The sequence below is a fragment of the Sphingopyxis chilensis genome (assembly GCF_035930445.1).
Lineage (GTDB): Bacteria > Pseudomonadota > Alphaproteobacteria > Sphingomonadales > Sphingomonadaceae > Sphingopyxis > Sphingopyxis chilensis.
In genome coordinates this window covers 2,068,497-2,090,947 of sequence record NZ_CP142394.1, presented here as the reverse complement: position 1 = coordinate 2,090,947, position 22,451 = coordinate 2,068,497, and the positions used below count along the sequence as shown (strand labels likewise).

Below are 22,451 nucleotides of genomic sequence, written 5' to 3'. Positions count from 1 at the left end.
GGTAGGATGGGCATTGCCGGGAATGACGCGTGTGGGGGTTGGTTAAGCATGGCCGCGAAGAAGCTGAATCTCGATAATTTCCTGCCCTATCGCCTCTCCATCGCCTCCAACGCCCTGTCGAGCCGGATCGCCGCCGAATATGAAAATCGCTTCGGTTTGAAGATTCCCGAATGGCGGCTGATGGCGGTGCTCGGCGAAGGGCAACCGAAGACGCAGCGCGAACTTGTCGCCGCGACGCGCATGGACAAGGTGACGGTCAACCGCGCCGCCAAGGTGCTCGCCGACCGCCAGTTGATCGCGCGCCAGGCGCACGAGGCCGACGGGCGCTCGCACCATCTCGAACTCACCGACACCGGGCGCTCGCTCTACGACGCGATCGTTCCCGCCGCGCTCGCGAGCGAGGCGCGGCTCGAATCGAATATCAGCGCGGGCGAACGCGCGACGCTGATGGCGATCCTCGCCAAGCTGACCGCCGCCGCCGAAGATTATGGCTGATCGCGCCTATCGCGCCGCGCCGGCCGATGCGCTGCGGATCGAACCGCTCGGCGAGCTGACCGCGATCTTCGACCGGCGCTCGATGCAGACGCATCTCGTCGTGTCGCCGGTGCCCGAGATGCTGAACGCGATGGGCGCCGACGCCTGCACGCCGGCGGGCATTGCAGAGCGGCTTGCGGCGACGTTCGATCTCGGCAGCGCGGAAGATGCGCAGCCGATCCTCGCCGAGCGGCTTTCCGAACTGGCGGCGATGGGGCTGGTGGAGCGCGCGTGAGGCACAGCACACGCATCGCGGTCGGCCCGGTGCAATTCCGTATCGGCAGCGACTGGGCCGCACCCGTCGCGGCGCTCGAACGGCTTTATGCCGCCTATCCGCGCGACGATGCGCGGCCCGCTGACGCCACGGTGCGGCTCTTCGCGGCGCGGCCGTGGCGGCGCTGGTTGCGCCCGTCGGTGCATATCGGCGGCGATTTCATCATTCCGGGCGCGTTGCCGCTGCCGCTGTCGATGGGGCTGCTCGCCGCTGAAATGGGGATGAATTTGCAGGTCGCACTGGGATGGCGGCGGCACATGCTGCTCCATGCGAGCGCGGTCGCGAGGAACGGGCGCGCGCTGATCATGTCGGGCGAATCGGGATCGGGCAAATCGACGCTCGCCGCGCTGCTGGGGGAGGGCGATTGGCGGCTGATGGGCGACGAGTTCACGTTGATCGACCCGCAAAGCGGCGACGCCTTCGCCTTTCCCCGCGCGGTCAGCCTCAAGAATTCGGCGATTGCCGAGGTCGCGGCGCGCGTCGATGCGGCGCGGCTCGGCCCGTTGCTCGCGGCGACGCCGAAGGGCGATGTCCGCCATCTGGTCCCGCGCACCGACGCGATCGCGGCGATGCACGAACCCGCGCGCCCGGCGCTGCTGCTCTTCCCGCGCTTTGGCGGGGCCGCCAGCATCGAGCCGATGGGCGAGGGTGAGGCCTTCGTCCGGCTGACCGAGGCGTCGACCAACTATGTCGCGCTGGGCGAAGCGGGCTTCGCCGCGCTGACGCGGCTGGTGCGCGACACGCCGGCGTTCGGCGTCACCTATGCCGACAGCGCGGAGGGGATCGCGCTGGTCGAACAGCTCTGGGCGGACGTCCTGAAATGAGCGCGGTAGAGGCCTTTGTCGATCTGCTGGCCGCACGGCTCGATCCGGCCGCGCTGGCGCCGCGCGACTGGGAGGGTGTGACCGGCGTGGCGCGCAGCGAAGCGATGCTGGCGACGCTTGCGCACCGGCTCGACGGCGCCGTGCTGCCGCCCGCCATCGCCGCGCTCTTTGCGGACCAGCGCGCCGCTGCAGAGGTCGCGCAGCGGCAGGCGCTGTGGGAGGCCGAAATGGCGCGCCGCGCGCTCGCGCCCGTGGGGATCGAATTCGTGCTTTTGAAGGGCGCGGCCTATGCTGCGGCGGGCATGGCGTGCGCGGCGGGACGGCAGATCGGCGACCTCGACATCCTCGTGCTCGCCGCCGACATTCGCCGTGCCGAGAACGCGCTGCTCAAGGCGGGTTGGGAATGGGTCAAGTCGGACCCCTATGACGATCATTATTACCGCGCGCACATGCACGAATTGCCGCCGATGATCCACAAGGCGCGCGACCGGATGATCGACGTCCATCATACGATCCTGCCAAAAACGCACCGGGTCACCCCCGACGCGCTCGCGCTGGTCAGCGATGCGGTAACGAGCGCCGACGGCCATGCGGTGCTGTGTCCCGCCGACATGGCGGTGCATTGCGCGGCGCATATGCTCGCCGATGGCGACCTGCAGGGGGGGCTACGCAACCTGTGGGATTTTCACGCGATGACGCGCGATTTCGCCGCGACCGACGCCGGGTTCTGGGGGCGGCTCGACGGACGGGCGGCGCTGCACGGGCTGCAGGCGGCGGTGCATCGCGCGGCGCGGCTGTCGCGCGACCTTTACGGATCGCAATTGCCCGAGGCTTGGGACCGGAGCGACCCGGCCGATGCCTGGTTCCGCCGCCGCCTGATGGCGCGCGACGATTGGGGGCGGGTGACGCAGCCGCTGCTGGAACAGGCCTTCTACATTCGCTCGCACTGGCTGCGTATGCCCCCGGCGATGCTGGCGAAGCACCTCTGGACGAAGTGGCGGAAACGCTAGCGCGATGACGCGATAGCGACGATCTAGAGCCGCGCCAGCAACGGGACCAACTCGTCATAATGATCGATGACATGGTCGGCGCCATGCTCGGCCGCCGGGCGGTGCAGGAAGCCAAAACTGACCAGCACGCTCGTTGCGCCGGCGCCGCGCGCGGCTTCGACGTCGAAGATGCTGTCGCCGACCAGCGCCGCACGGCCGCCGCCGCACCGTTCGATCATCGCGCGGACGGGAGCGGGCGAGGGTTTTGCCTTGCCCGGCCCCAGCGTGTCGCCGCCGATAATCGTCGCCATGCGGTCGGCGAGTCCCAATTCGCCGAGCAACCGGCGCGCAAGGCCCTCGAGCTTGTTGGTGACCACCGCGGTGCGCACGTTCATGCTGTCGAGCGCGTCGAGCGCGGCGATCAGGCCGGGGAAGGGCCGGCTATGGACCGCGATATGCGCCTGATAATAGGCAAGCAGCTCGTCAAGGAGCCGCGGCACATCGTCCCGAGGCACGCCGCCGGTCGCGGCGAGCGCGCCTTCGAGCAGGTGCGTCGTGCCGAGCCCGACGAGTGGGCGAACTTCGTCGTGGTTCAGCGGCGCGCGGCCTGCGAGCGCCAGCGCGTGGTTGAGTGCGGCGGCAAGGTCGCCGAGCGTGTCGAGGAGCGTGCCGTCGAGGTCGAAACCGACGATCGCGAAAGGAAATCCGTTCATCCTCCGCGCATGGCGCGATGGTCTGGAAACCGCAACGATTTGCTGGCATGGCAGCGGCCATGAGCAATAACATCGCCGCCATCGTCCTTGCCGCGGGCAAGGGGACCCGCATGAAATCCGACCTCCACAAGGTGCTGCACCCGATCGCAGGACGGCCGATGCTGATGCACCTGATGGCGAGCGTCGACGAGCTGAACCCGGCGAAGAAGGTGGTGATCGTCGGCGACAAGGCCGACCAGCTCGAAACGGCGCTGGGCGGCACGGCCGAGCTGGCGGTACAGGCGCCGCAGCTCGGCACCGGCCATGCGGTGCAGCAGGCCGAGGCCGCGCTGGCCGGCTTCGATGGCGATGTGCTGATCCTCTATGGCGATGTGCCCTTCGTTCCCGCCACGACGATGCGCGCGATGGTCGACCGGCTGAATGCGCCCGATGGGCCCGCCGTCGTCGTGCTCGCGTTCGAGCCCGCCGACGCGCAGCAATATGGCCGCGTGATTACCGAGGGCGACCATGTCGTCAAAATGGTCGAGCATAAGGATGCGACCGAGACCGAACGCGCGGTGCGCCTCTGCAATTCGGGGTTGATGGCGGCGAAGTCGGCCGACCTGTTCGCGCTGCTGTCGCGCGTCACCGACAATAATGCCGCGAAGGAATATTATCTGGTCGACATCGTCAATATCGCCAATGCCGACGGGCGGCATTGCGCGGTGGTCGTTACCGACCCCTATGACGTCGCGGGCATCAACAGCCGCGGCGAACTCGCGGCCATGGAGGGCGAATGGCAGGCGCGGCGGCGCGTGGCGGCGATGGAGGGCGGCGCCAGCCTGATCGCGCCCGATACCGTCTGGTTCGCCTGGGACACGAAGCTCGGCCGCGATGTAACGATCGAGCCCAATGTCTTTTTCGGTCCCGGCGTGACGGTCGCGGACAAGGTCACGATTCGCGCCAACAGCCATATCGAGGGCGCAATGATCGGCGCGGGCTGCGAAATCGGCCCCTTCGCGCGCCTTCGACCGGGCACAGTGCTCGGCGAAAAGGTGAAGATCGGCAATTTCGTCGAGACGAAGAAGGCGGTGCTCGGCGCGGGTGCGAAGGCGAGTCACCTGACCTATCTCGGCGATGCGACCGTCGGCGCGGGCGCGAATATCGGCGCGGGCACGATCACCTGCAATTATGACGGCTATTTCAAATACAGGACCGAGATCGGCGAGCGCGCCTTCATCGGATCGAACAGCGCGCTCGTCGCGCCGGTGAAAATCGGTGCGGACGCGATCGTCGCGGCGGGCAGCGCGGTGACGCGCGACGTCGCCGACGGCGAGCTGCGCCTCGTGCGCGGCGAGCAGCTGGTGAAGCCCGGCTGGGCAGACCGTTTCCACGACACGATGCGCAAGAAGAAGGCGGCGGAGAAGAAAATATGAGCGACCGCTATACCGAAAAGCCCTTCCTGCGCTTCGTCGATGCGTGGGTGCTGAAATCGATCGGCCATCTCGATGAAGCGACCGAGAGCTATTGCAGGGCGATGGTGCCGCAGCTCGAGCAGAGCTTCGGCGTCAAGGGAAGCTGGGAGCAGATCGTCGCGCAGCAGATGAACTTCGGCCCCGAACTGCCCGCGCAGATCCAAAAAATCTGGACCGACGGCAAGGCGCGGTTCGCGCAAGGGAATGGCGAGGCGCCCGATCCCGTGCAGTTCGCGATGATTTTCGTCGACCGCAATTTCGGGCGCGCTTGACGGCCCCGAGGCCGCCCTGCCGCTGGCAGGGCAAATTGCGTACCGTCAACAGGACAGGACCTCTTGGGTGTTCTGTGCTTCGGTTTTTGCGCACAAGGTCTTTTCGTCCGCCTCGATCTCGCTCCTGGCGGTCGCCTTGGTCAGTTCAATGACCGCGTTCGCCATCGTGCCCGCCCGGAAATAGGCCTGCAAGTCGTCGATCGCCGACGCGAGGGGATAATCTTTATATTCCGATTTCATACCCGCCAGAATCCGCAAATAGGCGTTGGTTCGCGCTGCGCGCATCGCGGTGATCAGCGCGGGTCCAGTCTGCTCGTAATAGAAAGCCTCCGTCGACAGATTCTGCGTGCTCCCCGTAAAGGTCGCGAGCGCCGACAGAACGGTTTTCACGCCGGTCGCATCGACCAGCGTGGCCGCCGTTTCGAAAGCGGTGCGCGCGGTTCCGATGTAGAAATCGGCCTTTGCGCGGCCGGCGAGCAGATTTCCTTCATAGGAATGATAGTTATTGTTGATGACCAGCATCATGTCGCTGATCACCATATCGCGGAAATTCCGGCATTTCTTCAGTTCGCCAGCGTCGCCGGATACAACGTGATCGCGGCACTCTTGTTGAAATTCCAGCCAGCTGCCCGGTTTCGCCACCGGCATGTCGTCGTCGTTCTGGCTGGTGGCGTCCAGATATTTATTCGCGATCACTGCCATCGAATTATCTTCGAACGGCTTTTTTGGTATTGTCGCGACGCCCGCTCCTGGCAAGCTGGTGCAAGCAGAGGTCGCCAGCGAAATGCCAATCAGTAAAGACGCGCGAATCGAAAATGCCATGGAATATTCCCCCCGGAAGCCCGTTGTCCTTAATATGGATGATCCAATAGATTAAAAGCGAAATCTTGTCTTTTCGGAAGACCGTCCACACGTTGCGTGATGGCGATTGGGTTGCCGAAAGGGCATTGCTTATAGCGACGGCGAGGGTGCGAATGGCGATTCGACCTGCCTTAATCAAGGAAGTCCACGCGCTCTTGATTTGATATCATGATATGATATCAGAAATCCATGCGCTTTCTCGCCGATATTCCCGACGACGATATCCAGTGGCTCGACGCGCTGGCAGGCGAGCAGGGCGTGTCGCGCGCCGAGCTTGTCCGGCGGGCGGTCGCGGCCTTTCGCGCCGACGTGTCGGGTGACGCGATCGACAATGCCTTCGGCATCTGGCGCGGCCGTGACGATATCGGCGACGGGCTGAAATATCAGCGGCGCCTGCGGGGTAAGCGCGAATGATCGACGCGCAGTTCGACAGCGACATATTGATCGATGCGCTGAACGGCGTCGAGGCCGCGCGCGCCGAAATCCGCCGCGCCGGACGCAAGAGCGTCAGCCGCGTCAGCTGGACCGAGGTGATGTCGGCGGCCGATTCCTCGTCGGTGAAGGCGGTCGAGGCCTTCCTCGGCTGTTTCCAGATCGAGGAGATCGGCGATGCCGTCGCGCGCCGCGCCGCTGCCCTGCGCGCCGAGCGCAAGGGCTTGACCTTGGCCGATGCTTTCGTACTGGCGACCGCGCAGATCAGCGGGCGCATCCTCGTTACGCGCAATATCAAGGTGTTTCCGGCGTCGATGCCGGGTATTCGCGTCCCCTACACGCTATAGAAAGCCAGAACCCATGTGCGGAATTATCGGAATCATCGGCACGGCCCAGGTGGCGGACCGCCTCGTCGACGGGCTCAAGCGCATGGAATATCGCGGCTATGATTCGGCGGGCGTGTGCACGGTCGAGGGGGGAGAGCTGATCCGCCGCCGCGCCGAGGGCAAGCTGAACAATCTCGTCAAGGAGCTCGCGGGCAATCCCGCGCCGGGCACCGTCGGTATCGCGCACACGCGCTGGGCGACGCACGGCGCGCCGACGACGAGCAACGCGCACCCGCACGCGACGGGCGAAGTCGCGCTCGTCCACAATGGCATCATCGAGAATTTCAAGCCGCTGCGCGAAGCACTGCAAGCGCGCGGCCGCACGTTCGAAAGCGAGACCGACACCGAAGTCGTCGCGCATCTCGTTTCGGAGCAGGTCGAGGCGGGCCTGTCGCCGCAGGATGCGGTGAAGGCGGTGCTGCCGCAGCTGCGCGGTGCCTTCGCGCTCGCCATCGCCTTTCGCCAGCATCCCGACCTGCTGATCGGCGCGCGCCTCGGGTCGCCGCTTGTCGTCGGCTATGGTGAGGGGGAGACCTATCTCGGCTCCGACGCGCTCGCGCTGGCTCCATTGACGCAGAAGATCGCCTATCTCGATGAGGGCGACTGGGTCGTCATTACGCGGGATGGCGCGCAGATCTACGATGCCGACAACAATCCCGTGACGCGCGAGATCACGACGTCGGGCGTCACCGCCGCGGCGGTCGAGAAGGGCAATTACCGCCACTTCATGCAGAAAGAGATTTTCGAGCAGCCGACCGTGGTCGCGCAGACGCTATCCTCCTACATCCGCCCGCTCGAACAGACGGTCGCGCTGCCGCAGATGGATTTCGACCTGAGTTCGATCGACCGAATCACGATCGTCGCATGCGGGACCAGCTTCTATGCGGGCATGGTCGCCAAATACTGGTTCGAGACCTTTGCGCGCGTTCCGGTCGACATCGATGTCGCGTCGGAGTTCCGCTACCGCGATCCGGTGCTCCAGCCGGGCGGGCTCGCGCTGTTCATCTCGCAGTCGGGCGAGACCGCCGACACGCTCGCAGCGCTGCGCCATTGCAAGGCGAACAGCCAGACGATCGCGGTCGTCGTCAACGTGCCGACGAGCAGCATGGCGCGCGAAGCCGACCTGTTGCTCCCGACCCACGCGGGACCCGAAATCGGCGTCGCCTCGACCAAGGCCTTCACCTGCCAGCTCGCGGTGCTCGCCGCGCTCGCGGCGCATCTCGCGCTCAAGAAGGGCAAGCTCAGCGCCGCCGAAGAGCGCGAGATCGTCAAGCATCTGATCGAGGCCCCCGCCGCGCTCAACGCCGCGCTCGCGCACGACGAGGAAATTTCGAAGATGGCGCATCTCGTCGCCCCCGCGCGCGACGTGCTCTACCTCGGCCGCGGTCCCGACTATCCGCTCGCCTTGGAGGGCGCGCTCAAGCTCAAGGAAATCTCATACATCCATGCCGAAGGCTATGCCTCGGGCGAGATGAAGCACGGTCCGATCGCGCTGATCGACGAGGCGGTCCCGGTAATCGTCCTCGCGCCGTCGGGCCCCCTGTTCGAAAAGACGGTGAGCAACATGCAAGAGGTCATGGCGCGCGGCGGCAAGGTCGTGCTGATTTCCGACGCCGAAGGCCTCGCCGAAGCCGGCGACGGCTGCATGGCGATGATCGAAATGCCCAAGGTCCACCCGCTTATCGCGCCGCTCGTCTATGCGGTGCCGGTGCAGTTGCTCGCCTATCATGTGGCGGTCGCCAAGGGCACCGACGTCGATCAGCCGCGCAATCTGGCGAAGTCGGTGACGGTCGAGTGAGCTGGAACACCACTTGCCATTGCGGCGCCGTCTCGGTCCGCCTCGCCAAGGCGCCCGAGGAGATCGCCGAGTGCAATTGCTCGCTCTGCTTTTCGCACGGGATTCTCTGGGCCTATTATTCGCCGCGCGATGTGGTGATCGAGGGCGAGACGCGGACCTATAACCGCGCCGACCGGGAAAATCCCAATTCGGACCTGCATTTCTGCGCGACCTGCGGCTGTACAACGCATTGGTCGGCGACCGAGGGGCTGATCGAACGGATGGGCGGCGAGGTCGATATGATGGGGGTGAACATGCGCCTCTTCGACCCGGCGCAGCTTAGCGGTTTGAAGCTCAGCTTCCCCGACGGGCGCGGCTGGTCAGGCGAGGGGGCGTGGGGCTATGCGCGCGAGAATGAGGTCATGCGCTGACCGTCACTCCGTCGCGTTCGCCTGCGCGAGGATCGATGCAGCAACGTCCTCGATCCTGCCCGCGACCAGCAGCGGTGCGCCGCCGACCATGCCGACCTGAGTCTGGCCGTTTTCATAGTCGCGGAGCCAGGCGACATTTTCGGCGACGACGAGATAATTGCCGCCACGCGACTTGAGTTCGATGAATTTCATGCCGATGTCTCCTGTTCATCGAGGCTCTAGGCGGCAAATATGAAGATTACAGGATTCGCATGAGCTTCGCTGCCATCATTTTCGATTTCGACGGCGTCGTCGCCGACAGCGAGGTGCGCGCGAACCTGTCGCTGGCCGAGAGCCTGACCGCAGCGGGGATGCCTGCGACCTATGACGAGTGCCTGCGCGACTATTACGGGCATAACTGGCAAGAGACGCAGCGGCGGATCGAGGCGCGATATGGGCGGCCGCTGCCCGCCGATTTTCGCGAGACGCATCGCGAACGGGCGCGGGCGCGCTATATGGAAGGGTTCGACGCCGTGCCCGGCGTTGCCGACTTTCTCGACACGCTCGGACGATTGCCCCGCGCCATCGCCTCGTCGAGCCGCGCCGAATATATCGGCTGGGCGCTTGGGCTTTTCGGGCTTGGCCACCATTTCGGCGCGCATGTCTACAGCGCCGACGGCTGGGACCGCGGCAAGCCGCATCCCGATATCTACCTTGCTGCCGCGAAGGGGCTGGGCGTCGATCCAGCTTCGTGCCTTGCGATCGAGGATTCGCCGACCGGGGCGCAGGCGGCGCTTGCGGCGGGGATGACCGTCGTCGGTTTCTGCGGCGCGGGGCATATCGTCGACCGCGTGGCGCATGGCGAGATGCTCGGCAGTATCGGTGTGCACCGGGTTGCTTTCACCTTCGCCGAGCTTAGCATCGCCACAGAAGCGGGAACCGTCGCCGCTGGATAATGGTCGTTATTCTATCACGAACCGCCGCAAGGAGAGACACGATGTGCACCGAGAATACCGAAGCCGACCTCGACCGCGCCGGGATGCCCGTTGCGCGCCGTAGCTTTACGGCGCTCGCGGGCGCTGGCGCGTTGATGGCGGCGCTGCCCGTGCGCGCGCTGGCGGGCAAGCCGGTGAAGGGGCGCGACGTCACGATCACGACCGATGACGGAACGTGCGACGCCTATTTCGTCGCGCCGGCCGAGGGCAAGCACCCCGGCGTGCTGGTGTGGCCCGATATTCGCGGCCTGCGCCCCGCATTCCGTCAGATGGCCGACCGGCTCGCGGGCGAGGGCTATGCGGTGCTGACGGTCAATCCCTTCTACCGCTGGCAGAAATCTCCGGTGGTCGATGCCGCCAATGACTGGGGCAATCCCGAGGTGCGTGAAAAGCTGTTCGGTTATCTCAAGCAGCTTACGAAGCCGATCGTCGAGACCGACGCCAAGGCGCATCTCGCCTTTCTCGACGCGCAAGGCGAAGTCGATACGGGCCGCAAGATCGGCACCGCCGGTTACTGCATGGGCGGGCCGATGGTCATCTATACCGCCGCATTGAAGCCCGACCGCGTCGGGGCCGCGGCGAGCTTTCACGGTGGCGGGGTGGGCACCGACAAGCCCGACAGTCCGCACCTGCTGATCCCCGCGACCAGCGCCGGCTACCTCTTCGCAATCGCCGACAATGACGACAAGGAAAGCCCGAACGAGAAGGTGCTGCTGAAGGAGGTGTTGGTTCCGCGCAAGCAGTGGCACGAGGTCGAGGTCTATGAAGGTGCGATGCACGGCTGGTGCCCGCCCGACGGCCGCGCCTACAACGAGGCGGCGGCGGAGAAGGCGTGGGGACGCCAACTCGAGCTGTTCAAGGCCGAATTGACCTGACGCCCGCCGCCACGGTCAGTGCGCGTGCGCGCTGCTGCCGGCGGCATAGCTTGCATAGACGCGCTGGCCGGCGGGGCCGAAGGTTATGACCTTATAGGCCTCGCGGTGGTCGCCATGTTCCATGCCGGGCGAGCCCATCGGCATTCCCGCGACCGCGAGGCCCTTCACGCCCTTCGGCTTTTCGCGGAGCAGGCGGGCGATGTCCTTCGCGGGCACATGGCCCTCGATCACATAGCCCCCGACGAGCACGGTGTGGCAGCTGCGCAGCGCCGGCGGCACGCCCTGCTTGTCCTTGACCGCGCTCATGTCGGGCGAGTTGACGATCACCGCCTTCGTTCCGAACGACGCTTTCACCTGTTCGAGCCATTTGAGGCAGCAGCCGCAGCCGGCGTCGCGGAACATCACCGGGTTCGCGGCGTGCGCGGTGCCGATGACGGCAGAGAAAGCGGCGAGGGCGAAAAACGCGCGGCGGGCAGAGGTCATCGCAATTCCTTTTGGAAGAGATGCCCGCGAATCTATAGGGCAGGTCCATGAAAGTCCATTTCATCCGTTCGGGCGAGCGCCGCTACAGCATGCGGATCGAGCGCGAGGGTTTGCCGGTGCTCGTCATGGATCCGGCCCCCGGTTTCGATCCCGACCTGCCGCACGACATGGCGCATTTCGTCGTCGAGGCGGCACTGGGGCTCAGGACGGGGGTGTTCGGCCAGATCGCGGCGGGTGGCGACGCGGGTTCCTTTCGCGTCGAGGCCGCCGACGGCGAGATGTCGGCGAAGGAGCGCCAGCGCGCCGCGCGCAAGCAGGTCGCCAAGGGCGCGAAGCTGATCCGGAGCCAGGGCCGGGAGGGCGAATTGTCCGAACTCGCCGCCTTCCTGTTCGACATCGGCTGGCGGCGTCAGTCGCGACCCGGCAGCGCCGCGCAGCGCGGCGCGCTCGGCGAGGCGGAACGGACGCGCGCATCGCTCAGCGCCGACGAGCGTGCGAGGATCGACGCTGCGCGGCGCCAAGTGTTCGCCGATTTCGATCGGCGGGCGGCCGAATGGCGCGCGCTGCGGGTGGGTGAGGCGCTGGTGCTGGAATGGCCGACCGGTCAGCCCATCGGGTAGAGGATGTCCTTGCTGACCTTGTGCAGCGCCTTCATCACATCGTCGGCAAGCACCAGTTCCATCGCGTCGAGGATGGGATCGAGCTGGTCGTCGGCGCTGACACCGACGATCGTCGAGGCGACGAAATCATGCTGTTTCGACCAGGCGGTCGCCATCGTCACCGGATGCAGCCCAGCCTCTTCGGCGATCTTGAGATAGCGTTCGGTCGCCGCGAGGCTCCTTTCGTTGACGAAACGGCGTCCCATCGCGGCTTGCCGCCCTTCCATCTGGAGATAACGTGAAAAGCGTGCGCCTTCAGGGGTCGCCCCGCCCTGATATTTGCCCGACAGCACTCCGCCCGCGAGCGGCGAATAGGGGATCAGGCTGACGCCTTCCTGCCGGCACACCTGCGCCAGCTCATCCTCGAAGCGGCGGTTGTTGAGGCTGAAATTATTCTGGATCGTGTGGTAGCGCGCGCCGCCCAGCTTCTCCGACGCGGCGAGCGACTTCATCAGCCCCCAGCTCGTCTCGTTCGAGCAGCCGAGGATGCGCACCTTGCCGGCGCGGACGAGCTCGTCGAGCGCGTCCATCATCTCGTCATAGGGCGCGTCATGGTCAGGCCAGTGCGTCTGGTAGAGGTCGATATAATCGGTCTGGAGCCGCGTCAGGCTGTCGTCCACCGCCTGCATGATATTCTTGCGGTCGAGCGCGGTCATGCCGTTCCGGCACGGCGATTTGAACCAGACGTGGCTCGGCCCCGAAACCTTGGTCGCCATGATGATCGCGTCGCGCGGCTTGGTCTTCATCCAGCGCCCGACGATCTCTTCGGTGCGGCCGACCCATTTGACGTCGGGCGGGACCGGATAGCCCTCGGCGGTGTCGTAAAAGTTGATACCGGCATCGAAGCAGCGGTCGAGGACTCGAAACGCCGTCGCCTCGTCGGCCTGACTGCCGAAGGTCATCGTTCCCATGCAGATGTCGGACACATGGATGGCGCTCTGGCCGAGGCGGCGGCTGGGCATGGCTGATCTTCTCCGGTCGCGAGGGAGGGGAGCGCCGTCTTTAGGTTGCGCTTCGCAACCTGGCAATCAGATCAGCAGCGCGAGCGAGCCGACGAGCAGCGCGGCCATCGTCCAGTTGAACGCCTTCAGCCGCGCCGGGCTCGACAGCCAGCCACGCAGCGACACGCCCATCACCGCCCACAGGCTGGTCGAGGGCAGGTTGATGACCCCGAAGACGACCGCGACGAGCAGCACGGCAGCGAAATTGCGATCGGGAGCGTAAAGCGCGATGGCGGTCAGCGCCATCGACCAGGCTTTCGGGTTTACCCATTGGAACAGCACTGCCTGGAAAAAGCTCATCGGCTTGCCGCGCGCGCTGCCTTCGGTGTCGGGCGCGGCGGCGTTGGCGATCTTCCATGCAAGCCAGAGGAGATAAGCAACGCTGACCACCTTGAGGATGATATTGAGCGCCGGAAACAGGTCGAACAGCCCCATCAGTCCGACGCCGACAAGCACGATCATCAGGGTGAAGCCGATGCCGACGCCAAGCGCGTGGGGCACGGTGCGGCGCAGGCCGAAATTGGCGCCCGACGCCATCAGCATCATATTGTTCGGCCCCGGCGTGATCGAGGAGACAAGCGCGAAGGCGGAGAGAGCGGCGAGCGTGGTCTGGTTCATCGGCGCAATATAATGCGTTTCGCTGCGCAACAGATTGCAAAGTTGATGCAGATTGCGATAGATTATGCAATCCATGATCAAGATCGATGCCATTGGCCGCAAGATATTGCAAGAATTGTCTCACGACGGGCGAATCTCGAACCTCGAACTCGCCGAGCGCGTCGGGTTGTCGCCTTCGGCCTGCCTGCGCCGCGTGCAGGAGCTTGAGCGCAGCGGCGTGATCAAGGGTTATCGCGCGGTAATCGATCCGACGAAGCTCGGGCTGACCTTCCTCGCCTATGTGACCGTTGGGCTCTCGTCGCACACCAAGAAATCGCAGGCGGATTTCGAGGCGGCGATGGCCGATGCACCGGAAGTGCGCGAATGCCACAATATCACCGGGACGATCGAATATCTGCTGCGCGTCGAGACCGAGGATCTGGCGGCGTACAAGCATTTCCACACCGAAGTGCTGGGCGTGCTGCCGCAGGTCCATTCGATTACCACCTATGTTCTGATGGATTCGCCCAAGGACGAGCGGGCGTAGTTTTTCTTCGCCATGCCCGCGAAGCTGTGCGGTTGAACCCATCGTTCCTCGACCGCATATCGGTTTCATGACGAAACTCTCTTTCCTCGACCTCGTGCCCGTCACCGATACCGGTACGATCGCCCAGTCGCTCGCCAATGCTGCGGATCTCGCCCGCCACGCCGAGGCGCTCGGTTACGAACGTTACTGGGTCGCCGAGCATCACGGCATGGCGGGGATCGCAAGCGCGGCGACGTCGGTCGTGCTCGCGCACCTCGGCCACACCACCCAAAGCATTCGCATCGGTTCGGCCGGCATCATGCTGCCGAACCATGCCCCGATGGTGATCGCCGAACAGTTCGGCACGCTCGAAGCCCTGTTCCCCGGACGCGTCGATCTGGGCCTGGGCCGCGCACCGGGGTCGGACCAGCGCGTCGCGCGCGCGCTGCGCCGCACCCTCGCGAGCGACGAGCGGCAGTTTCCGCAGGATGTGCTGGAGCTTCAGGCATTTCTGGCGGGCGACGATCAACTTGGCATCACGGCGGTGCCGGGAGCGGGCACGCATATTCCGCTGTGGATTCTTGGTTCCAGTACCTTTGGCGCGCAGCTCGCGGCGATGCTTGGGCTGCCTTACGCCTTCGCGAGCCACTTCGCGCCCGACGCGCTCGACGAGGCGCTCGACATCTATCGCCGCCAGTTCAAACCGTCGGCGCAGCTTGCCGAACCCTATGCCGCCGCCGCGTTCAACGTCTTCGCCGCCGATACGCGCGACGAAGCCGAACTGCTCGCGAGCTCGCAACAACAGGCTTTCGTCGCGCTGCGCACCGGCAACCCGGGCAAAATGAAGCCGCCGCTCGCGGGGTACAAGGACAGCCTGCCGCCCAATGCGCGCGCGATCCTCGACCATGTGCTGCAATGCTCGGCGGTGGGGACGGTCGACGACGTCGCGGCGGGGCTGAAGGCCTTTATTGCGCGCACCGGGGTCGATGAAGTGATCGTCGCATCGTCGATGTACGACCATGCAGCACGCAAACATTCGGTTGCGCTTGCCATGGAGGCGGCGCGCAGCCTCTGATTCGTCAACGCATGTGACGGTTGGCGTCATCAAAACATCGTGAAACGGTCACGGTTGCGTCGTCGAATCGACGCGGCGGACCCCTAGGCGCAGCGCGTCATTCCAAAAGGGGTCGCTTCCATGTCCGTCAAACTCTCCCTCGCCGGAGCAAGCGCGATCGCGCTGCTCGTTTCGTCTCCCGTGCTGGCACAGGAAGCCGCGCCCGCCGATGAGGGCGAAGCGATCGTCGTCACCGGCCAGCGCGCGCAGCAGGAACGCGCGATCGAGATCAAGCGCGATGCCGTCGGCATCATGGACGTCGCTGCGGCGGACGAGATCGGCCAGCTTCCCGATCGTAACGTCGCCGAGGTGATCGAGCGCCTGCCCGGCGTCGGGGTGCAGTACGACCAGGGCGAAGGGCGTTATGTCGCGATCCGCGGCATTCCGTCGGACCTCAACAATTATACCGTCAACGGCTTCGAACTCGGCAACCCCGACGGCAATACCCGCCGCCTGCCGCTCGACATCGTCTCGGGGCAATTGCTCAATCGTGTCGAGGTGACCAAGGCGAAGACCGCCGACCTCGATGCGCAGGGCATCGGCGGCACGATCAACCTCGTGACCCAGACCGCGTTCGACTTCGCCGAGCCTTTCGTCCTTTCGGCCAATGTGCAGGCGGGCTACCAGACGCTCAACGAGAAGGTGCCGGTTCGCGGCGACGCGAGCATTGGCGGCCGCTTCGGCAGCGACGAACAATTCGGCATCCTGATCGGCGCGAGCTATTCGAAGCGAGATTTCCAGAGCTTCGGCATCTTTCCCGACGACTGGGCGCCGTTTCCGGGCGCCGCGCGCGGCGGGCTGCCGACCAATATCAAATATACCGATTATCAGCTCGAGCGCGAGCGCATCGGCGGTATCGCCTCGTTCGACTGGCGGCCGAGCGATACGACGCATTTGTGGGCGCGCGGCCTCTATAGCAAATTCACCGAGAATGAATATCGCCAGCGCTTCCGCCTCGATTTCGCGACGCAGGACCAGCGCGAGGACGGCAATGTGACGCTGAATCCCGACGGGCTGACCGGCGTCGCGGCCGAGAGCGAGCAGCGGTCGGACCTGCGGCTCGAATATAAGGAAAAGTCGGTGCTCGTCGGCATGATCGGCGGTAAGACCGAGACCGACGACTGGACCTTCGACTATGGCCTTGCGCGCTCGCACAATGAGGTCATCGAGCCGAACCAGCTCTGGCAGTTCCGCGGCAATCCGGGGACGGTCGATTTCGACTTCACCGACAAATTGTTCAGCGCCGCGCCGCGCACTCCGCTCTCCGCCGATGGCCTCGGTTTTCGGCAATATACGGTGCAGGACGAAAGCGGCGACGAATATATCTGGACCGGCCGGCTCGACGTGACGCGGCGGCTCGGCTTCGGCGACGACAGCTGGCTGAAACTCGGCGGCAAATATCGCGCGACCGACAAGGATTTCGATTCGAACAACAGCATCTTTTCGCGCGGCGGCGATCCCGCGACGCGCTTCACGCTGGGGCAGTTCGGGCTGCAGGGCGCCGACGTCGTGAGCCATGTCGGCGGCGGGCATGACTATCTGATCACCCCGGTGATCGACGCCGGCCTGATCGACGCGTTCACCGCCGACCCCGCGAATGCCGCCTATTTCGTGCTCGACGAGAGCTCGACCCTCGCCAATGCGACGTTGAACGATCTCGACCTCGGCGAAGACATCGCCGCCGGCTATGCGATGGCGAACCTCGATTTCGGGGCGATCACCGTGACGCCGGGCATTCGCGTCGAACGCACCGACTTGACGATCCGCGGGTTCCAGCTCGAGAACGAAACCGACGTCGTCCCGGTGAACGCGAAGCGCAGCTACACCAACTGGCTGCCCAGCCTGATCGTGCGGATCGAGCCCAACGACGAGGTGATCGTCCGCCTTGCCTATACGCGCAGCGTCGGCCGCCCCAATTATTCGGACCTCACCCCCGGCGGCGAGATCGGCTATGAGCAGAATGACGACGGGACGTTCGATGGATCGGTGTCGCTCGGCAACCCGAACCTCGAACCCTATATCGCCGATGCGCTCGACGCCTCGGCCGAATGGTATTTCGCGAAGGGCGGGCTGTTTTCGGTCGGTGTCTTCGCGAAGTTCATCAAGAACCCGGTCTACACGCAAAGCTTCACCCTGCTCGATACCAGCTATGGCGGGCGCGACTATGCGGTGCTCGGCTTCTCGCAAAAGGCGAACGGGACGAGCGCCGACATCATCGGGCTTGAGCTCGCCTATCGTCAGCAGTTCGATTTCCTGCCGGGCTTTCTCTCGGGCTTCGGGCTCGAGGCGAATATGACGCTGATCGATTCGAAGCTGAAAGTGCCGGGCCGCGCCGACGCCGCAGCCTTCCCAGAACAGTCGAACCTGCTCTATGGGGCGCAGCTTTTCTATCAGAAGGGGCCGGTCGAGGCATCGATCGCCTATCACAACACCGGCAGCGCGCTGATCTCGCTCGGCGCCGACATGCTCGGCGATCAATATAATGACGATCTGCGCCGGCTCGACGCCAAGGCGTCGTTCGCGGTCACCGACAATGTCAGCCTCTTCGTCGAGGGGCAGAATCTGACCGACGAGCCGACGCGCCAATATCAGGGCGAGCGTCGTGACTGGATCATCCAGAACGAACGCTATGGCCGGACCTTCTACGCCGGCGCGTCGGTGCGCTTCTGATGCTCGCCGCCGCGCTCTTGACGCTTTCGACGATCGCGGCGCCCGAGGCCGATCAGGGCGTCGCGGCGGACCGGACCCATGTCTATGCCATCGATAATTATGCGATCGGCAAATATGACAAGGCGAGCGGCAAGCGGGTTGCGGGGTGGGAGGGCGATCCGAAGCTGTTTCCGCATCTCAACAGCTGCGCGGTGGTCAAGGCCGACCTTGTTTGCGCCGCATCCAACTATCCGAAAGTGCCGATGGCGAGCAGCGTCGAGATTTTCGACGCGAAGACCCTCCGCCATATCCGCACGGTGAGCCTCGGCCGCATGGTCGGGTCGCTGACCGCGATGGACTGGCACGGCGGCAACTGGTGGGCGGTGTTCGCCAACTACGACGACCGCGGCGGCGAGCCGGGTCGCGACCACCGTTTCACGACGCTGGTGCGAATGGACGCGTCGTTCCGACCCCTCGAATCCTGGCTGTTCCCCGATGCCGTGCTCGCGCGCTTCGCGCCCAAAAGCTGTTCGGGTTTCGCCTGGGGGGCCGACGGGCTGATGTATGCGAGCGGACACGACCGGCCCGAAATCTATGCGCTGCGGCTGCCGAAGGCGGGCGCGACGCTCGACCTTGTCGCGACGCTGCCGGTGCCGACCGAGGGGCAGGCGATCGACTGGGACCCGGTCGAGCCGCGCCTGCTATGGTCGATCGACCGCGCGAAGAAGGAAATCCGGGCGACAGCGGTTCCGGCACTCTGATCGTTTTTCTGTCATCCGGCGCGAGGCCCGCCGTGTTGACGCGCCTCCGGCACCGGCAGTATAGGAGCGGCCCGACCAAGGGCGGCCCGTTTGGGGTCGCCTTTTTACTTTAGTTTGAAAGGTGCCTGCCATGACGATCACGCCGCTGATGCCCGTATACCCCCGGTGCGGTGTGCGTCCGGTGCGCGGCGAGGGCGCCTATCTGATCGGCGAGCGCGGCGAGCGCTATCTGGACTTCGCGAGCGGCATCGCGGTCAACCTGCTCGGCCACGGCCACCCGCACCTGACCAAGGCGATCCAGGATCAGGCCGCGACGCTGATGCACGTCTCGAACCTCTATGGCAGCCCGCAGGGTGAGGCCTATGCAGCGCGGCTCGTCGAACATACGTTCGCCGATACGGTGTTCCTTACCAACTCGGGCGCCGAGGCGGTCGAATGCGCGATCAAGACCGCGCGCGCCTATCATTCGAGCGCGGGCAATCCCGAAAAGCACAATCTGATCACCTTCAACAACGCCTTTCACGGCCGCACGCTCGGCACCATCTCGGCGACCAATCAGGAAAAGCTGCGCAAGGGTTTCGATCCGCTGCTGCCCGGCTTCGCCTATGCACCGTTCGACGACATCAACGCCGCGCTCGATCTGGTCGACGACAATAGCGCGGGTTTCCTCGTCGAGCCGATTCAGGGCGAGGGCGGTATCCGCCCCGCGTCGCAGCCTTTCCTGCAGGCGCTGCGCGATATCTGCGACAAGCGCGACCTGATGCTCGTGTTCGACGAAGTCCAGTGCGGCGTCGCACGCACCGGGCATCTCTATGCCTATGAACATTATGGTGTCACCCCCGACATCATGGCGAGCGCCAAGGGCATCGGCGGCGGCTTCCCGATGGGCGCGTGCCTCGCGACCGAAAAGGCCGCGCGCGGCATGGTGATCGGCACGCACGGGTCGACCTATGGCGGCAACCCGCTTGCCTGTGCGGCGGGGCAGGCGGTGCTCGACGTCGTGCTCGAAGACGGTTTTCTCGACCAGGTCAAGACGACCGGCGAGCGGCTGCGCGGCGCGCTCGAACAGCTCATCCCGAACCACGACCATCTGTTCGACAGCGTGCGCGGCGTCGGCCTGATGCTCGGGCTCAAGCTCAAGTCGGACAGCCGCGCCTTCGTCGCGCATCTGCGCGACAATCATGGGCTGCTCACCGTCGCGGCGGGCGAAAATGTCGTTCGCGTGCTGCCGCCGCTCAACATCGACGAGAGCCACATCGCGGAATTCATCGAGAAACTGTCGGCGGGCGCGGCGAGCTACACGCCCGCGGAATCCTGATGTTTTCCGTTCCTGTAGAACGGAGGGCATGATGCGGCGCTTCCTGAACCTTTCCGACGCCGGCGGCGACGCCGTCGCGGCGATGCTCTCGGACGCGATCGACCGCAAGGCGGCACGCGCGGGCTGGCCGAAGGCAAAACCCGACGCCGACGCGCCGCTGGCGGACCATGTGCTCGCGATGGTGTTCGAGAAGAATTCGACGCGCACGCGCGCGTCGTTCGACATCGCGATCCGCCAGCTCGGCGGCGTGCCGATGATCCTCGATGCGGGAACGACGCAGCTCGGCCGCGGCGAGACGATCGCCGACACCGCGCGCGTGCTGTCGCGCTATGCCGATGCGATCATGATCCGCACCGACGACCATGCGAAGGCCGAGGAACTCGCCGAATATGCGAGTGTCCCGGTGATCAACGGTCTCACCGACCTGTCGCACCCGTGCCAGATTGTCGCCGACCTCTTGACGGTGGTCGAGAGCGGCAAGGCGCTGCCGGGGCTTGAGCTCGCCTGGCTCGGCGACGGCAACAATGTCCTCGCTTCGCTGATCGAGGCGGCGGGCCTGTTCGGCTTTCACGTCCGCGCCGGTGTGCCGCAGGGCTATGAACCCGAGGCGGGCTTCGTCGAGGCCGCGCGCGCCAAGGGCGTTCGCGTCGATATCGTGCGCGATGCGCGCGAGGCGGTGGCGGGCGCCGACCTGGTCGTCACCGACACCTGGGTGTCGATGGGACAGGATCATGCGCACAACAAGATTGCGGCGATGGCGCCCTACCGGGTCGACGAGCGGCTGATGACGGGCGCCAAGGCCGACGCCATCTTCCTCCATTGCCTGCCCGCGCACCGCGGCGACGAGGTCGTCGATGCGGTGATCGACGGCGCGCAGTCGCGCGTGTGGGACGAGGCCGAAAACCGTGTCCATGCGCAGAAGTCGATCCTGCTCTGGGCGCTCGGCAAATTGTGAGCTTTATGACGTGAGCGAGACCATCGAAACCTGGTTCGACCAGCCCCTGCTGTTCACCATCGCCGAGCGCCATGTGCGCGGACGGCTGGTGCGGCTCGGGCCGACGCTCCAGACGATCATCGGCGCGCACAATTATCCGCCGGTCGCCGAAAAACTGCTGGCAGAGGCGCTGGTGCTCACCGTGCTGCTCGGCTCGACGCTCAAGGACGAGAACGGGCAGTTGACCTTGCAGGCGCAGACCGGCGGCGGGCCGGTCGAACTGCTCGTCTGCGACTATCGCGGCGGTGAGCTGCGCGGCTATCTCAAGTTCGATGCCGAGCGGCTGGCCGAGGTCGGGGCCGATCCGACGCTGTTCGCGCTGTTCGGCGAAGGCTTTCTTGCGATCACCTTCGACCAGGCCACCACCGGCGAACGCTATCAGGGCATCGTCCCGCTCGAAGGCACGTCGATCGGCGAGGCGGCCGAGCATTATTTCGAACAGTCGGAACAGATTCCGAGCCTGATCAAGCTCGCGGCGCGTCACGATCCCGAAGCGGGCTGCCTTGCCGGCGGATTGCTCCTCCAGCACCTGCCCGAAGGCGAGGTCGGCCGCGACCGCCTCCATGTGCGGCATGACAGTCCCGAATGGGAACATGCCAAGGCGATCGCGGTCACGCTCAAGGCCGAGGAACTCACCGATCCCGCGACCTCGCTCGAGACGCTGGCATGGCGGCTGTTTCACGAGGATGAGGTGCGTGTCGAGCCGGGCGTGACGGTGTCGCGCGGGTGCCGGTGCAGCGCCGGCTATTTCGCTGGCGTTCTCGCGCAATTCCCCGAGACCGAACGCGCCGAAATGGCCGACGATGACGGCCGGGTCGTCGTCGACTGCGCCTTTTGCTCGCGCTTCTTCCCGATCCCGCTCGAAGAGATCGCGTCCCACGATCGCAGCGAATAGCATCGGCCTGAACAGACGACGAAACGGGGTAATCCAGCGCCAAGCGGTTGAAATGCCGCTGCGGCGTTGTTAGCTATAGGCGACCGGGTCGCTTCCAGACCGCGCGGGCGGCCAGTGGACAGGTGAAAATGGCGATCTTCTCTCCCTTCGTTCGATATTCCTTACTGGCGCTCGGCCTTGCGGGCGCAACCGCGGTGCCGGCGCAGGCGCCGTCGCTGGCGATGCTCGACCGGCTCGAAAAGGGGAGTTGGCAGCTGCGCGAACGCGGCAAGGACGCGGTCGTCCAGACGATCTGCGTCGGCGACGCGCGGCGGATGATCCAGGTCTATCACCCCGGCGCGACCTGTTCGCGCTATGTGATCGAGGATACGCCCAATTCGGTGACCGTCCATTATACTTGCCCCGGTGCCGGGCATGGCCGCACGACGATCCGCAGCGAAACCAACCGGCTCGTCCAGATCGATACGCAGGGCATTGCCGAGGGCAGGCCCTTCTCGCAGGCGATCGAGGCGCGGCGCACGGGCGGCTGCTGAACAAACCAGATATTAACCATCCGCCGTTACAACAGGGCCATGGCATATCGATGTGTGCCATTCTCCCTAACGGCTGTCATGCCGAACTGGGCCGTGCGGCGACCGCCTCGCGGCCCGTTTCTTTG

At 65.3% G+C, this 22,451-nt stretch carries 27 protein-coding genes; 21 read left to right on the top strand and 6 right to left on the bottom strand.

The window, feature by feature from the left end; genetic code table 11:
- The first annotated feature begins 48 nt into the window (after positions 1 to 48).
- Genes VSX79_RS09565 through VSX79_RS09550 form a run of 4 tightly spaced genes read left to right on the top strand, consistent with a single transcriptional unit; the run spans position 49 to position 2,642 of the window.
- On the top strand, positions 49 to 495 hold the full coding sequence (locus VSX79_RS09565) for a MarR family winged helix-turn-helix transcriptional regulator (RefSeq protein ID WP_179495977.1): 447 nt from the start codon (positions 49 to 51) through the stop codon (positions 493 to 495).
- A complete protein-coding gene (locus VSX79_RS09560; RefSeq protein ID WP_326913224.1) occupies positions 488 to 769 on the top strand; it encodes an HPr-rel-A system PqqD family peptide chaperone in 282 nt (93 codons plus the stop codon). The genes VSX79_RS09565 and VSX79_RS09560 overlap by 8 nt, the downstream gene beginning before the upstream one ends.
- Positions 766 to 1,632, top strand: a complete 867-nt coding sequence (locus tag VSX79_RS09555) for an HprK-related kinase A (protein ID WP_326913223.1) — start codon at positions 766 to 768, stop codon at positions 1,630 to 1,632. The genes VSX79_RS09560 and VSX79_RS09555 overlap by 4 nt, the downstream gene beginning before the upstream one ends.
- Entirely contained in the window at positions 1,629 to 2,642 is a 1,014-nt protein-coding gene (locus tag VSX79_RS09550) for a nucleotidyltransferase domain-containing protein (protein ID WP_179495983.1), read from the top strand. Before VSX79_RS09555 ends, VSX79_RS09550 begins: the two co-directional genes overlap by 4 nt.
- Positions 2,643 to 2,665: 23 nt before the next feature.
- Here VSX79_RS09550 and VSX79_RS09545 read toward each other — a convergent pair whose 3' ends face one another.
- Positions 2,666 to 3,334: an HAD hydrolase-like protein gene (locus VSX79_RS09545; protein ID WP_326913222.1), complete on the bottom strand. Its 669-nt coding sequence runs from the start codon at positions 3,332 to 3,334 to the stop codon at positions 2,666 to 2,668.
- 59 nt (positions 3,335 to 3,393) lie between these two features.
- Here VSX79_RS09545 and glmU point away from each other — a divergent pair, with 59 nt between their 5' ends.
- Both glmU and VSX79_RS09535 read left to right on the top strand, forming a co-directional pair.
- The gene (glmU, locus tag VSX79_RS09540; RefSeq protein ID WP_326913221.1) at positions 3,394 to 4,749 is read left to right on the top strand and encodes a bifunctional UDP-N-acetylglucosamine diphosphorylase/glucosamine-1-phosphate N-acetyltransferase GlmU; all 1,356 of its coding nucleotides are present in this window, start codon (positions 3,394 to 3,396) and stop codon (positions 4,747 to 4,749) included.
- Complete coding sequence (locus tag VSX79_RS09535; protein WP_179495989.1) at positions 4,746 to 5,060, top strand: hypothetical protein; 315 nt, start codon at positions 4,746 to 4,748, stop codon at positions 5,058 to 5,060. Before glmU ends, VSX79_RS09535 begins: the two co-directional genes overlap by 4 nt.
- A 45-nt stretch (positions 5,061 to 5,105) precedes the next feature.
- On the opposite strand, the gene VSX79_RS09530 is transcribed toward VSX79_RS09535, so the two are convergent.
- Positions 5,106 to 5,882, bottom strand: coding sequence for a hypothetical protein (locus VSX79_RS09530; RefSeq protein ID WP_326913220.1), 777 nt, complete (start codon positions 5,880 to 5,882; stop codon positions 5,106 to 5,108).
- Between the two features lie 228 nt (positions 5,883 to 6,110).
- On the opposite strand from VSX79_RS09530, the gene VSX79_RS09525 reads away from it, so the two are divergent.
- Genes VSX79_RS09525 through VSX79_RS09510 form a run of 4 tightly spaced genes read left to right on the top strand, consistent with a single transcriptional unit; the run spans position 6,111 to position 8,947 of the window.
- Entirely contained in the window at positions 6,111 to 6,335 is a 225-nt protein-coding gene (locus VSX79_RS09525) for a ribbon-helix-helix protein, CopG family (RefSeq protein ID WP_179495999.1), read from the top strand.
- On the top strand, positions 6,332 to 6,700 hold the full coding sequence (locus VSX79_RS09520; protein WP_179496001.1) for a PIN domain-containing protein: 369 nt from the start codon (positions 6,332 to 6,334) through the stop codon (positions 6,698 to 6,700). Before VSX79_RS09525 ends, VSX79_RS09520 begins: the two co-directional genes overlap by 4 nt.
- 13 nt (positions 6,701 to 6,713) lie before the next feature.
- A complete protein-coding gene (gene glmS, locus VSX79_RS09515) occupies positions 6,714 to 8,537 on the top strand; it encodes a glutamine--fructose-6-phosphate transaminase (isomerizing) (RefSeq protein WP_326913219.1) in 1,824 nt (607 codons plus the stop codon).
- On the top strand, positions 8,534 to 8,947 hold the full coding sequence (locus VSX79_RS09510; RefSeq protein WP_179496005.1) for a GFA family protein: 414 nt from the start codon (positions 8,534 to 8,536) through the stop codon (positions 8,945 to 8,947). The genes glmS and VSX79_RS09510 overlap by 4 nt, the downstream gene beginning before the upstream one ends.
- Before the next feature lie 3 nt (positions 8,948 to 8,950).
- Here the strand turns inward: VSX79_RS09510 and VSX79_RS09505 are convergent, their stop codons facing one another.
- Positions 8,951 to 9,139, bottom strand: coding sequence for a hypothetical protein (locus VSX79_RS09505; protein WP_179496007.1), 189 nt, complete (start codon positions 9,137 to 9,139; stop codon positions 8,951 to 8,953).
- Between the two features lie 59 nt (positions 9,140 to 9,198).
- Here VSX79_RS09505 and VSX79_RS09500 point away from each other — a divergent pair, with 59 nt between their 5' ends.
- Positions 9,199 to 9,882, top strand: a complete 684-nt coding sequence (locus tag VSX79_RS09500; protein WP_326913218.1) for an HAD family hydrolase — start codon at positions 9,199 to 9,201, stop codon at positions 9,880 to 9,882.
- A gap of 41 nt (positions 9,883 to 9,923) precedes the next feature.
- Positions 9,924 to 10,796: a dienelactone hydrolase family protein gene (locus VSX79_RS09495; RefSeq protein ID WP_326913217.1), complete on the top strand. Its 873-nt coding sequence runs from the start codon at positions 9,924 to 9,926 to the stop codon at positions 10,794 to 10,796.
- Positions 10,797 to 10,811: 15 nt separating this feature from the next.
- On the opposite strand, the gene VSX79_RS09490 is transcribed toward VSX79_RS09495, so the two are convergent.
- Positions 10,812 to 11,279 (bottom strand): DUF411 domain-containing protein, encoded by a 468-nt coding sequence (locus VSX79_RS09490; RefSeq protein ID WP_326913216.1) that lies wholly within the window; start codon positions 11,277 to 11,279, stop codon positions 10,812 to 10,814.
- Positions 11,280 to 11,326: 47 nt separating this feature from the next.
- Here VSX79_RS09490 and VSX79_RS09485 point away from each other — a divergent pair, with 47 nt between their 5' ends.
- Entirely contained in the window at positions 11,327 to 11,899 is a 573-nt protein-coding gene (locus VSX79_RS09485) for a hypothetical protein (protein WP_179496015.1), read from the top strand.
- Here the strand turns inward: VSX79_RS09485 and VSX79_RS09480 are convergent.
- A complete protein-coding gene (locus tag VSX79_RS09480) occupies positions 11,884 to 12,900 on the bottom strand; it encodes an aldo/keto reductase (protein WP_179496017.1) in 1,017 nt (338 codons plus the stop codon). The two genes, VSX79_RS09485 and VSX79_RS09480, sit on opposite strands and share 16 nt — an antisense overlap.
- A gap of 66 nt (positions 12,901 to 12,966) precedes the next feature.
- The gene (locus tag VSX79_RS09475; protein WP_257018101.1) at positions 12,967 to 13,632 is read right to left on the bottom strand and encodes a LysE family translocator; all 666 of its coding nucleotides are present in this window, start codon (positions 13,630 to 13,632) and stop codon (positions 12,967 to 12,969) included.
- On the opposite strand from VSX79_RS09475, the gene VSX79_RS09470 reads away from it, so the two are divergent.
- The 8 genes from VSX79_RS09470 to VSX79_RS09435 all read left to right on the top strand — a co-directional run bounded on the left by VSX79_RS09470 (position 13,631) and on the right by VSX79_RS09435 (position 22,326).
- On the top strand, positions 13,631 to 14,083 hold the full coding sequence (locus VSX79_RS09470) for an Lrp/AsnC family transcriptional regulator (protein WP_179496019.1): 453 nt from the start codon (positions 13,631 to 13,633) through the stop codon (positions 14,081 to 14,083). The two genes, VSX79_RS09475 and VSX79_RS09470, sit on opposite strands and share 2 nt — an antisense overlap.
- Before the next feature lie 67 nt (positions 14,084 to 14,150).
- Positions 14,151 to 15,137 (top strand): LLM class flavin-dependent oxidoreductase, encoded by a 987-nt coding sequence (locus tag VSX79_RS09465; RefSeq protein ID WP_326913215.1) that lies wholly within the window; start codon positions 14,151 to 14,153, stop codon positions 15,135 to 15,137.
- A gap of 120 nt (positions 15,138 to 15,257) precedes the next feature.
- Positions 15,258 to 17,846 carry a TonB-dependent receptor gene (locus VSX79_RS09460; protein WP_326913214.1) on the top strand — a complete coding sequence of 863 codons (2,589 nt, stop codon included), beginning with the start codon at positions 15,258 to 15,260 and terminating at the stop codon, positions 17,844 to 17,846.
- Positions 17,846 to 18,586 (top strand): hypothetical protein, encoded by a 741-nt coding sequence (locus VSX79_RS09455; RefSeq protein ID WP_326913213.1) that lies wholly within the window; start codon positions 17,846 to 17,848, stop codon positions 18,584 to 18,586. The genes VSX79_RS09460 and VSX79_RS09455 overlap by 1 nt, the downstream gene beginning before the upstream one ends.
- A gap of 130 nt (positions 18,587 to 18,716) precedes the next feature.
- The gene (locus VSX79_RS09450) at positions 18,717 to 19,904 is read left to right on the top strand and encodes an aspartate aminotransferase family protein (RefSeq protein ID WP_179496026.1); all 1,188 of its coding nucleotides are present in this window, start codon (positions 18,717 to 18,719) and stop codon (positions 19,902 to 19,904) included.
- A gap of 28 nt (positions 19,905 to 19,932) precedes the next feature.
- Positions 19,933 to 20,859: an ornithine carbamoyltransferase gene (argF, locus tag VSX79_RS09445; protein ID WP_179496027.1), complete on the top strand. Its 927-nt coding sequence runs from the start codon at positions 19,933 to 19,935 to the stop codon at positions 20,857 to 20,859.
- Between the two features lie 10 nt (positions 20,860 to 20,869).
- Positions 20,870 to 21,793 carry an Hsp33 family molecular chaperone HslO gene (hslO, locus tag VSX79_RS09440; protein WP_326913212.1) on the top strand — a complete coding sequence of 308 codons (924 nt, stop codon included), beginning with the start codon at positions 20,870 to 20,872 and terminating at the stop codon, positions 21,791 to 21,793.
- A 128-nt stretch (positions 21,794 to 21,921) separates the two neighbouring features.
- Positions 21,922 to 22,326 carry a hypothetical protein gene (locus VSX79_RS09435; RefSeq protein ID WP_326913211.1) on the top strand — a complete coding sequence of 135 codons (405 nt, stop codon included), beginning with the start codon at positions 21,922 to 21,924 and terminating at the stop codon, positions 22,324 to 22,326.
- The last annotated feature ends 125 nt before the right edge of the window (positions 22,327 to 22,451 follow it).